The organism is Pseudomonas sp. ADPe (genome assembly GCF_014843515.1).
GTDB classification, from domain to species: Bacteria; Pseudomonadota; Gammaproteobacteria; order Pseudomonadales; family Pseudomonadaceae; genus Pseudomonas; species Pseudomonas citronellolis.
In genome coordinates this window covers 4,439,481-4,451,487 of the sequence record NZ_CP062122.1, presented here as the reverse complement: position 1 = coordinate 4,451,487, position 12,007 = coordinate 4,439,481, and the positions used below count along the sequence as shown (strand labels likewise).

Annotated in this window: 8 protein-coding genes; 5 read left to right on the top strand and 3 right to left on the bottom strand. The window is 67.0% G+C overall.

What is annotated here, in order from left to right:
* Positions 1-130: 130 nt before the first annotated feature.
* Both IG194_RS20225 and IG194_RS20220 read right to left on the bottom strand, forming a co-directional pair.
* Positions 131-691 (bottom strand): response regulator transcription factor, encoded by a 561-nt coding sequence (locus IG194_RS20225; protein WP_009617747.1) that lies wholly within the window; start codon positions 689-691, stop codon positions 131-133.
* A gap of 22 nt (positions 692-713) precedes the next feature.
* A complete protein-coding gene (locus tag IG194_RS20220) occupies positions 714-1,970 on the bottom strand; it encodes an ATP-binding protein (RefSeq protein WP_009617745.1) in 1,257 nt (418 codons plus the stop codon).
* Between the two features lie 195 nt (positions 1,971-2,165).
* Between IG194_RS20220 and IG194_RS20215 the strand changes: the two genes are divergently transcribed.
* The 3 genes from IG194_RS20215 (at position 2,166) to IG194_RS20205 (ending at position 6,339) form a co-directional block, all read left to right on the top strand.
* On the top strand, positions 2,166-2,879 hold the full coding sequence (locus IG194_RS20215) for an SIMPL domain-containing protein (RefSeq protein WP_009617743.1): 714 nt from the start codon (positions 2,166-2,168) through the stop codon (positions 2,877-2,879).
* A 199-nt stretch (positions 2,880-3,078) separates the two neighbouring features.
* Positions 3,079-4,680 carry an ABC transporter substrate-binding protein gene (locus IG194_RS20210; RefSeq protein ID WP_043315244.1) on the top strand — a complete coding sequence of 534 codons (1,602 nt, stop codon included), beginning with the start codon at positions 3,079-3,081 and terminating at the stop codon, positions 4,678-4,680.
* Between the two features lie 33 nt (positions 4,681-4,713).
* Positions 4,714-6,339, top strand: a complete 1,626-nt coding sequence (locus IG194_RS20205) for an ABC transporter substrate-binding protein (RefSeq protein WP_058488587.1) — start codon at positions 4,714-4,716, stop codon at positions 6,337-6,339.
* Between the two features lie 370 nt (positions 6,340-6,709).
* Here IG194_RS20205 and IG194_RS20200 read toward each other — a convergent pair whose 3' ends face one another.
* Positions 6,710-7,645: an IS110 family transposase gene (locus IG194_RS20200; RefSeq protein ID WP_009615021.1), complete on the bottom strand. Its 936-nt coding sequence runs from the start codon at positions 7,643-7,645 to the stop codon at positions 6,710-6,712.
* Positions 7,646-8,695: 1,050 nt separating this feature from the next.
* On the opposite strand from IG194_RS20200, the gene IG194_RS20195 reads away from it, so the two are divergent.
* Together IG194_RS20195 and IG194_RS20190 are read left to right on the top strand one after the other, a co-directional pair.
* On the top strand, positions 8,696-10,078 hold the full coding sequence (locus tag IG194_RS20195) for an OprD family porin (RefSeq protein ID WP_058488586.1): 1,383 nt from the start codon (positions 8,696-8,698) through the stop codon (positions 10,076-10,078).
* 265 nt (positions 10,079-10,343) lie between these two features.
* On the top strand, positions 10,344-11,732 hold the full coding sequence (locus IG194_RS20190) for an OprD family outer membrane porin (protein ID WP_058488585.1): 1,389 nt from the start codon (positions 10,344-10,346) through the stop codon (positions 11,730-11,732).
* Positions 11,733-12,007 lie beyond the last annotated feature (275 nt).

The window sequence follows — 12,007 nt, the reverse complement described above, 5'->3', positions numbered from 1 at the left end:
CGTTAAAAACAGGCGAGTGATGCTCATTTAGCGGACTGAACTCGAACGCGAGCCCGGTGCCTCCCTCGCCTGTTTTCGCCTTGTTCTGCGCTAGCTCGCGAGATCGTAGATACAGCTTCTTATGAATTCCTTAACGCCTCACGGGGCGCTTCTGCAGCTTACGCTGCAACGTCCGCCGATGCATCCCCAGGGCGCGGGCGGTGGCGGAAATGTTGCCGTCGTGCTCGGCCAGCACGCGCTGGATGTGCTCCCACTGCAGGCGGTCCACCGACATGGGGTTTTCCGGCACCAGGCTGTCCAGGTCGGCGTGCTGCGAGAGCAGCGCGGTCAGCACGTCGTCGGCGTCGGCCGGCTTGCACAGGTAGTTGGTGGCGCCGCGCTTGATGGCCTCCACCGCGGTGGCGATGCTGGAGTAGCCGGTGAGGATCACCACGCGCATCTCCGCGTCCAGCTCCAGCAGCTTGGGCAGCAGCACCAGGCCGGAGTCGCCGTCCATCTTCAGGTCCAGCACGGCGTAGTCGGGCAGGTCCTCCTTGGCCAATGCCAGGCCTTCCTCGGCAGAGCCGGCGACCGATACGCGCAGGCCGCGGCGGCTCATGGCGCGCGCCATCACACGGGTGAAGGTGGCGTCGTCGTCCACCAGCAGCAGGTGGGGTTGCTCTTCGCCTTCGAACAGATTCTCTTCGCTCATGGGTACTTCCTCGCGCGTGGGTTCACACCACACCATAGCTGCGCGGCAGGCGCAGCTCGGTAAGCGTGCCGCCGTCTTCGTGGTTGTACAACTTCACCGTGCCGCCGGCGCGGGTGACGCTGGCCTGGCTGAGGAACAGGCCGAGGCCGAAGCCCTTGCCCTTGGTGGTGAAGAAGGGTTTGCCGAGTTGCTCGGCGATCGCCAGAGGCACGCCGGGGCCGTGGTCGCGGATGCTCAGGCAGATGTCGGTGGCAGTCCAGTCGACGCAGATCTCCAGGTCGTCCGGGCAGGCATCGGCGGCGTTGTTCAGCAGGTTCAGCAGGGCCTGGGTGAGGTCGGTGGGCGGCGTCAGCCGCGGGGCGCTGCCCGGGCCCAGGTTCAGGTAGCGGTAGGTGGCCTCCGGGCGCATCAGGTGCCAGCGGCGCAGCACCGCCTCCAGCCATTCGTTGACGCCCTGTTCCTGGATGGCCTGGCGGCGGTCGGCCTCGGCGGCGCGCACCAGTTGCTGCAGGGTGTCCTTGCACAGCTTGACCTGCTCCTGCAGCAGCGCCAGGTCTTCCTGCAGCAGCGGGTCCTTCGGGTGCGCCTGGCGCAGCTCCTTGAGCAGCACGCTCATGGTCGCCAGCGGCGTGCCCAGCTCATGGGCGGCGCCGGCGGCCTGGGTGGCCACGGCCAGCAGCTGCTGGTCGCGCATGCCCTCCTCGCGGCGCTGCGCGACTATCTGTTCCTGGCGGCGCAGCGCCTGGGACATGCGCGCGACGAAGAAGGTGATCAGCCCGGCGGCCAGGGCGAAGCTCAGCCACATGCCGTAGATCAGCAGGTAGTCGCGCTGCGCCGGGGCGATGTTCAGCGGGTGGAACCACACCAGCAGCACCGTGTAGGCGGCCAGGGCCAGGCCGGCGAGGACGATGGTGTAGAGCCACGGCAGGGTCGCCGCGGCGATGGTCAGCGGCACCAGGTAATAGGAGACGAAGGGGTTGGACGAGCCGCCGGAGAAATACAGCAGGGCGCTGTGGATGATCAGGTCGCAGCCCAGCTGCACCGCGTACTCCACCTCGGTCACCGGCCAGGGCCCGCGCAGGCGCAGGGCGGTGGCCAGGCACAGCACCAGGGACACGCCGAGGGTCACCCCCAGCGCAGCCCAGGGCAGCGGGATCAACTGGGCCTTGTAGGCGATGCCCACCGAACCGGCCTGGGCGGCCAGCACGAGAATACGGATGAGCGTCAGGTGCAGCAGGTTCTGCCGGCTGGCGGATAACTGGAAAACCGGTGTGCGCATGGTGAATTCCGGAATTTGCGCGAGTATAGCCAAGCCCCTTCCCCTCTCGGTGCGTCATAGCGACACAGCATACGAGATAAAGGCTATCGCGATTCAACCCCTTTGAACGCCGACCTGCGTCAATAGGTCTGACTGTCCATGTGCGGGGTCGTCTACCCTGCACCCGGGACTCATTACAGGACCAAGGAGTCGAACATGTCCGCATTGAAGAAAAGCCTCGCCGCCCTGGCCGCAGCCGTCGCCCTGGCCGCCACCAGCTTCGCCGCCCAGGCCGACGAGCCGCGCTACAACCTGGTGTCGCTGCATGCCGAGGCCAGCCAGGAAGTGGCCCACGACCAGATGCACGTGACCCTCTTCAACGAAGCCCAGGCCAGCGACCCGGCCAAACTCGCCGCCGAGACCACCGCCGCCCTCAACGCCGCGGTGACCGAGGCGCGCAAGGCCAAGGGCGTGACCGTCAGCCTGGGCAGCCGCAACAGCTACCCGGTGTACGACGACAAGGGCCAGAAGATCACCGCCTGGCGCGAACGCGCCGAGCTGCGCCTGGAAAGCTCCGACTTCGCCGCGCTGTCGCAGCTCACCGCCAGCCTGCTGGGCAAGCTGAAGATGGGCAACATGAGCTTCAGCATCGCCGACTCCACCCGCCAGCAGAACGAGGACAGCCTGATGAAGAACGCCGTGGCGGCGTTCAAGGCCCGCGCCCAGCTGCTGACCGACTCCCTCGGCGGCAAGGGCTACCGCCTGGTCAACCTGAACCTGAACAGCGCCGGCGCGCCACGGCCGATGCCGGTGATGCGCATGGCGGCGATGAAGGCCGACGCCGGCTTCGCCGCGGCCCCGGAGATCGAGGCCGGCACCAGCCAGGTGACGGTGACCGCCGACGGCACCATCGAAGTGCAGATGCCCTGATGCGGGCCCGCCGCGGCGCCGCCCACCTGGGCGCCGCGGCGGGCTTCTTGCGTTATTGCGACATTCCCTTACGACTTCCCCACAGCTTCTACACTGTGGCGGGTGTGGCCCTTGCGCCCGGCATGTGCCCTGCATAGTTTCAGGCGACACGCCCCACAAGGACGTGCCTCGATGACAACCACAACAAACTGAGGTCAGCATGCGCAAGAATGCCGTCATCCGCTCCATGATCGCCGCTGGGTTGATCGCCAGCGCTCCCTTCGCCCACGCCGCCGGCAACCTGGTGTTCTGCTCCGAGGGCAGCCCGGCGGGCTTCGACCCCGGCCAGTACACCACCGGCACCGATTTCGACGCCGCCGCCGAGACGGTATTCAACCGCCTCACCCAGTTCGAGCGCGGCGGCACCCAGGTGATCCCCGGCCTGGCCGAGAAGTGGGACGTATCCGATGACGGCAAGACCTACACCTTCCACCTGCGCCACGGCGTGAAGTTCCACACCACCGACTACTTCAAGCCGACCCGCGAATTCAACGCCGACGACGTGCTGTTCACCTTCGAGCGCATGCTCGACAAGAACCACCCGTTCCGTAAGGCCTACCCCACCGAATTCCCCTACTTCACCGACATGGGCATGGACGCCAACATCGCCAAGGTGGAGAAGGTCGACGACTACACCGTGAAGTTCGTCCTCAACGAGGTCGACGCCGCGTTCATCCAGAACCTGGCCATGAGCTTCGCCTCCATCCAGTCCGCCGAATACGCCGACCAGTTGCTCAAGCGGAACCGCGCCAGCGACATCAACCAGAAGCCGATCGGCACCGGGCCCTTCGTGTTCAGCCGCTACCAGAAGGACGCGATGATCCGCTTCAAGGCCAACAAGGACTACTGGGTGCCCGGCGAGGTGAAGATCGACAACCTGATCTTCGCCATCAACACCGACGCCTCGGTGCGCATGCAGAAGCTCAAGGCCAACGAGTGCCAAATCACCCTGTTCCCGCGCCCGGCGGACCTGGAGTCGCTGAAGAAGGACGCCAACCTGAACATGCCTTCGCAGCCGGGCTTCAACCTCGGCTACATCGCCTACAACGTGCTGCACAAGCCGCTGGACAAGCTGGAAGTGCGCGAGGCGCTGGACATGGCGGTGAACAAGAAGGCCATCATCGACGCCGTCTACCAGGGCGCCGGCCAGCTCGCCGTGAACGGCATGCCGCCGACCCAGTGGTCCTACGACGACAGCATCAAGGACGCCGGCTACGACCCGGAGAAGGCCAAGGAACTGCTGAAGAAGGCCGGCGTGCCCGAAGGCACCGAGATCACCCTGTGGGCCATGCCCGTGCAGCGCCCGTACAACCCCAACGCCAAGCTGATGGCCGAGATGCTCCAGGCCGACTGGGCCAAGGTCGGCATCAAGGCGAAGATCGTCACCTACGAATGGGGCGAGTACATCAAGCGCGCCAAGGCCGGCGAGCACGACGCCATGCTGATCGGCTGGAGCGGCGACAACGGCGACCCGGACAACTGGCTGGGCACCCTGTACAGCTGCGACGCGGTCAACGGCAACAACTTCTCCAAATGGTGCGACCAGCCCTACGACAAGCTGATCAAGGAAGCCAAGCGCACCCCCGACCAGGCCAAGCGCACCGAGCTGTACAAGCAGGCCCAGCACATCCTCAAGGAGCAGGTGCCGATCACCCCGATCGCCCACTCCACCGTGTACCAGCCGATGCGCAAGACGGTCGAGGACTTCAAGATCAGCCCCTTCGCGCTCAACTCCTTCTACGGCGTGGGCGTCGGCAAGTAAGGCCCGCGGCCGCCGCGAGGCGGCCGTCACGCCATGCTGCGCTGGTTACAGCCGCTTACCGATAGACGACCGGGCCGCCCCACGTGGGCGGCCCTGGCGTTGCTGCTCGTCGCCGCGCCGACCCTGGCCCGGCCCCTGGTGGTATGCACCGAGGGCAGCCCGGAAGGCTTCGACATCACCCAGTACACCGCCGCCACCACCGCCGACGCCACGGCGGAGACGGTGTACGAACGCCTGGTGCAGTTCGCCCCCGGCAGCACCAAGGTGATCCCCGCGCTGGCGCAGAGTTGGGACATCAGCGCCGACGGCCTGGCCTATACCTTCCACCTGCGCCCCGGCGTGAAGTTCCAGCGCACCGACTACTTCACGCCTACCCGCACCTTCAACGCCGACGACGTGCTCTGGAGCTTCCGGCGCCAGCTCGACCCGGCGCATCCATGGAACAGGCTGGCCCCGCGCGGCTTCCCCTATGCCCAGTCGATGGGCCTGCCGGGCTTGATCGAGCGCGTCGAGAAAGTCGACGACCTGACCGTGCGCTTCACCCTGCGCCATCCCGAGGCGCCCTTCCTCGCCGACCTGGCCATGGGCTTCGCCTCCATCTACTCGGCCGAATACGCCGACCTGCTGCTGGCGGCCGGCAAGCCCGAACAACTGAACAACCTGCCCCTGGGCACCGGCCCCTTCGTCTTCCAGCGCTACCAGAAGGACGCCCAGGTGCGCTTCGCCGCCAACCCCGACTACTGGGGCGGCACGCCGAAGATCGAGCGCCTGCTGCTGGCGATCACTCCCGACCCCAGCGTGCGCATCCAGAAACTGCGCGCCGGCGACTGCCAGGTGGCGGTGTACCCGCGGCCCACGGACATCCCCGAACTGCGCAGGGACCCGCGCCTGAAGGTGGAGGAACTGGACTCCCTGCTGGTCGCCTACGTCGCCATCAACACCCGGCACAAGCCGCTGGACGACGTGCGTGTGCGCCAGGCCATCAACCTCGCCTTCGACCGCGACGCCTACCGCAAGGCGCAGTTCGGCGAGGGCGGCGCCAGCCCCGCGGTGGCGCCCTACCCGCCGACGCTGTGGGGTTCGGACGCGGACCTGAAGGGCTGGCCGCGCGACCTCGAACGGGCCCGCCAGTTGCTGGCCGAGGCCGGCGTGCAGCCAGGGCAGAAGCTCAGCATCTGGACCCGCCCCGGCGGCGGCCCGGCCAACCCCAACCCCGGCATAGGCGCGCAGATGCTGCAGAACGACCTGGGCAAGCTGGGCATCCGCGCCGACATCCGCGTCTACGAATGGGGTGAGCTGATCCGCCGTGCCAAGCATGGCGAGCACGACCTGGTGTTCATGGGCTGGGTGGGCGACAACGGCGACCCGGACAACTTCCTCACCCCCAACCTGTCCTGCGCCGCCGCGCAGAGCGGCGAGAACATGGCCGGCTGGTGCAACGCCCAGTTCGACGACCTGCTGCGCCAGGCCCGCGCCAGCACAGACCAGGACGCCCGCGCCGCGCTGTACCGCCAGGCCCTGGCGATCTTCCAGCGCGAAGCGCCCTGGATAGCCCTGGCCTACCCGAAGCAGTTCGTGGTGCTGAGCCCCAGGGTGAAGGGCTTCACCCTGAGCCCGCTGGGCTCGAACAACTTCACCCACGTCGAACTGGGGCCCTGAGCCCGTATTTCCCGCCCCCTGTAGCGGACCTTGTCCTCGATAGCCGGGCGTTCCGGCGCGATTCGCGGATAAGATCCGCTAAGCCACCCCACCCCGCCGTTCCCATGTAGGAGCGCGCCCTGCGCGCGAAATCGCGGGCAGGGCCCGCTCCTACAGGTTACCGAGAGACACGGCATGCCTCCCCCGTAGGAGCGGACCTTGTCCTCGATAGCCGGGCGTTCCGGCGCGGTTCGCGGATAAGATCCGCTAAGCCACCCCACCCCGCCGTTCCCATGTAGGAGCGCGCCCTGCGCGCGAAATCGCGGGCAGGGCCCGCTCCTACAGGTTACCGAGAGACACGGCATGCCTCCCCCGTAGGAGCAACTGTCTTTCACTGCTGCACGGTACCTGTTCTCCAGCAGGTACCGTCCCTGACCATGGCGTTCAACCGCACGATGAGCACACGCATGCAGGCCACCAGGGCAACCTTGGCGCATCGACCGTTCTCGCGCAGGCCTTGGTAGCGGCGGGCGAAGTCTTCCTGATAGCGAATAATCGACAAGGTCGTCATGTACAGGATGCGCCGGATCATTCCTCGTCCTCCCCGGATTCGGCGCTGTCCCGACTTCTGCCCGCTGTCGCTGTTGTACGGGGCCAGGCCCACCAGGGCGGCGATCTGGCGGCGGTTCAGTTGTCCCAGCTCCGGCAGATAGGCCAGCAGCCCAGCCGCGGTGACCGGCCCCACGCCTTTGACTTGGCATAATTGCTGGGCCTGTTCTGCGTCCACGACGTTCATCGCTTTGGCAATTTCCTTGTCATAGCCGCGGATCGTTTCTTTAAGCGCCTTGATGGCGCCTTCCAGGCATTGGCGGACGAAGGAATCCCGGGCTTGATGCAAACGACGACGTTCATCATCGCGCTGGCTGACCAGTTGCTCTCGGCGTTGCACCAATTCCCGTAGCCGCTCGCGCTCTGGCGAAGGCACCGTGCTGGGCGCTTCCTCCAGCGTCTGCGCCAGATGCGCCAGGACGGCTGCATCGATGGGATCGGTCTTGGCCAGCTTGCCCATGGCCGTGGCAAAGGCTCGCACCCGTGTGGGGTTAAGCCGTGAAACCCTATGACCGGCACGAGACAGGCTGAACATCACTCCGCACTCATAACCGCCGGTCGCCTCCAGCACGATACGTTCGGGCTTTTCCTCGGCGAACAGCGCCAGCAACTGCTGGTGGCCCTGCTCGTCATTGGAAACGCTGAAGCTCTTGCCTTGTGGACGCAGCCATACGGCCAGCGAATCCTTGGCGACATCGATACCGACCCAACACGTCATGACCAAACCCTCGTAAACTGCACGGCGAGAGCACTCTGACTGCCCACGCTTGTGGTTCGAGGTTTAGCTCGTTCAACTGTTCGGGCTTGAGTCAGAGGACGGCGGGAGGCAGCTTGGGCTCCTACTCGTGCTCGCAACACCGCGGACCTGCAGCTTGCCTCCCGTCGCTCTCATCTTCGATCCTATCGAAAGTCGCTGACACAAGCGGACCTTGTCCGCGATAGCCGGAGGTTCCGGCGCGGTTCGCGGATAAGATCAGCTCCTACGCCGCCCCACCCACACCATTCCAATGTAGGAGCGCGCCCTGCGCGCGATTTCGCGCGCAGGGCCCGCTTACAGGTTACCGAGAGACACGGCATGCCTCCCCCGTAGGAGCGGACCTTGTCCGCGATAGCCGGAGGTTCCGGCGCGGTTCGCGGATAAGATCCGCTCCTACGCCGCCCCACCCGCACCATTCCAATGTAGGAGCGCGCCCTGAGCGCGATATCGCGCGCAGGGCCCGCTAGGTTACCGAGAGACACGGCATGCCTCCCCCGTAGGAGCGGACCTTGTCCGCGATAGCCGGAGGTTCCGGCGCGGTTCGCGGATAAGATCCGCTACGCCGCCCCACCTGCACCATTCCCATGTAGGAGCGCGCCCTGCGCGCGAAATCGCGGGCAGGGCCCGCTCCTACAGGTTGGCACTAATATTCCTACGACACTGTATCCAAAAACGCTGCGAAGCCTCTATTCCGGGCATCGGCGAGAAGCGGCGTAGTGAAGCACCAGGCATTTTTTCATTGTCGCGGCCGCCAGGCATGGCTTAGCTTCCCCCCTGAAGGTCCGGCAGCCCCGGCCCCCACGCCTTCTACGGCACGGCGTACCCGCCGCTGCCGTCCCTGCGCCCGCCCCATCCGCTGCGGGCAGCCACGAGCCAGGCCCGACCGGCCAGGCTCTTCCAACAATCATCCCACCGCACTCGCTTTCCGCCTTGCAGCCGGCCACCGGCCGTTCCCGGCGCGCGCCCAGGTGCCCGCCGTTGCGCACAGCACTAGAAACGAGGAGCAATCAGATGACCAATCCACACATCCGCCCCACCGCCATCGGCCTGGCGCTGCTCGCCGGCGTCACCGGCCAGGCCTGGGCGGCCGAAGAGGACGACAGGCAGCGGGGGCAGGCCGCCGCCAAGGGCTTCATCGAAGGCCAGAGCCTGACCCTGAGCACCCGCAACTTCGCCTCCCGTGAGCAGAAGCACGGTCGCTTCGTCTTCAAGATCCCCAAGGACGACGGCTACGAGCCCACCCACAGCCGGCGCACCTGGGTGCAGGGCAGCATCCTGCAGTACAGCTCCGGCTACACCCGGGGCACCGTCGGCTTCGGCCTCGACGTCGGCGCCTTCCATGCCCTCAACCTGGAGCGCGGCAAGGGCGTGGTCGCCGGCGGCAGCAACCGCACCCTGACCGACAGCGACGGGCGGCCGCTGGACGAGTGGTCCAAGCTGGGCGTGGCCAACCTGCGCCTGCGGCTGTCCAACAGCGAACTGCGCGCCGGCCGCTTCCAGGTCCAGACGCCGGTGCTGGCCACCATCGACAACCGCGCCCTGCCCTCCACCTTCCGCGGCGTCGGCCTGACCAGCAGCGAACTCACCGGGCTCAGGCTGCAGGCCGGCAGCTTCGATCGTGTCAGCCCGCGCACCGGGGCCGGCGACGAGAAACTCACCACCACCTACGGCGACCGCAAGGCCAAGGGCGACCGCTACAGCTACCTCGGCGGGACCTACCGCGCGATGCCCAACCTCAGCCTCAGCGCCTACGGCGGCGAGTTCGAGGACATCTGGCGGCAGTACTACCTGGGCTTCTCCCACGACCTCGGCGACCCCGACGTGCTGGCCCTGCACACCCGTTTCGACGGCTACAGCACCCGCGATGCCGGCAGCCGCAAGGCCGGCTACATCGACAACGACACCTGGAGCCTGGCCTTCACCCTCGCCCGCGGCGCCCATAGCCTGATGGCGGGCTGGCAGCAGGTCGATGGCGACGAGTATTTCGACTACGTCAACGAGACCGCGGCCATCTACCTGGTCAACTACCTGCAATCCGACTACAACGGCCCCAACGAGAAGTCCGCCCAGCTGGCCTACGGCACCGACTGGGCCCGCTACGGCATACCGGGGCTGAGCAGCACGCTGTGGTACGCCAAGGGCTGGGGCATCGACGGCACCCGCTACGACGGCGACCGCAACGGCGCCCACGGCAGCTACGCCGAGGTGCGCAAGCAGGATGGCGAAAGGCATCGCGAACTGGGCATGACCATCGCCTACAAGATCCAGGACGGCCCGCTCAAGAGCAGCAGCATCAAGCTGACCTACCGGCGCCACCGGGCCAGCCAGAACCAGGCCGACGGCAGCATCGACGACGTGCGCCTGATCACCACCCTGCCCTTCAACCTGCTGTAGCCACCCACCCCGGCGCCGCCCCGCCAGAGGCGGCGCCGGGCAGGTAGGCGCCCTCCATCGCCCCCGCGCCTACCTTCGACGAGTACCCCGTCGCCCGAATGCAATCCCCTGAATATTCGGAATTTTCCGTTTTTCGCGGCGCGGCCGAATCCGCCTTGATCGCCCTTCCCGCCCCCACTTAGCTTCGGCCCCTCACAGGGGCCAGCGCACCCACGGCGTCATCGGCCTAGCCCCTCCAACAAGAACAAGAAGGGAGCAACAGCCAATGATCCAGCAGCACATCCGCCCCACCGCCCTGGGCCTGTCCCTCGGCGCCTGCCTGTTCGGCCAGGCCTGGGCCGCCGAGGACGACCGCCGCGAGGCCCGCGGCCAGGCCGGCGCCAAGGGCTTCGTCGAAGGCCAGAGCCTGAGCCTGCGCACCCGCAACTTCGCCGCCCTGGAGCAGGCCCAGGACAGCAACGGCTTCCGCATCCCCAAGGAAGACGGTTCGGAGTTCACCCACAACCGCCGCACCTGGGTGCAGGGCACCCTGCTCAAGTACAGCTCCGGCTACACCCGGGGCACCGTCGGCTTCGGCCTGGACGTGGCCGGCTACCACGCCCTCAGCCTGGAGCGCGGCAAGGGTGTGATCGCCGGCGGCGGCGGCAACCGCACCCTGACCGACAGCGACGGCAACGCGGTGGACGAATGGTCCAAGCTGGGCATCGCCAACCTGCGCCTGCGCGTCTCCGGCACCGAGCTCAGGGGCGGCCGCTTCCAGGTCGACACGCCGGTGTTCAACAGCCACGACAACCGCGTCCTGCCCGCCAGCTTCGACGGCTTCGCCCTGCTCAGCGAGGAACTGCCGGGCCTGGCGCTGCAGGCCGGCAGCTTCACCCGCGCCAGCCCCCGCGCCGGCGCCGGCGAGGAGGACCTGACCACCGAATACGGCACCCGCCTGGCCAAGGGCGACCGCTACAGCTACCTCGGCGGCAGCTACAAGGCCCCCGGCGGCCTGTCGGCGACACTCTACGGCGGGCATTTCGAGGACATCTGGAACCAGTACTACCTGGGCCTGGGCCACAGCATGGGCGACCCGCAGAAGCTCGCCCTGCGGACCCGCGCCAACCTCTACAGCACCCGCGACACCGGCCGCCGCGCCGCCGGCTACATCGACAACGACACCTGGAGCCTGGACTTCACCCTCAGCCGCGGCGCCCACTCGCTGATGTTCGGCTGGCAGCAGGTCGAAGGCGACGAGTACTTCGACTACGTGCACGAGACCAAGGCCATCCACCTGAGCAACGTGGCCTTCGCCGACTACAACGGGCCCAACGAGAAATCCGCGCAGCTGCGCTACAACACCGACTGGGCGGCCTACGGCGTGCCGGGGCTGAGCACCTCGGTGTGGTACGTCAAGGGCTGGGACATCGACGGCACGGGCTACACCGGCGACCGCAACGGCGCCTACGGCAACTACGCGAAGGGCCGCGAGCAGGACGGCGAGAAGCACCGCGAACTGGGCCTGTCGGCCGCCTACGTGGTGCAGAACGGGGCGCTCAAACGCAGCCACTTCCGCCTCATGTACGTCAGCCACCGCGCCAGCCAGAAACAGAGCAACGGCAGCGTCGACGAGCTGCGGCTGGTCAGTACCTTTCCCTTCGAATTGCTCTAGTAGCCACAGCTGTCTTGCCAGCCGTGCCGAAGCGCTTTTCGTAGGATGGGTTGAGCCTGCGAAACCCATGCGGTGGTGATGATGGGTATCGCTTCGCTCAACACCATCCTACGACGGTGTTCCCACAACCCGTAGGGCGCATAACGCCTACGGCGTTATCCGCCGTTTGGCCTTGGCTTCCAGCGGCGCCAAGGTTGACCTGGGCGTTGGCTATGGCCTCGGTGTATCGGCGGATAACCGCGAACGGTTATGCGCCCTACGCCGCACCAGCCATG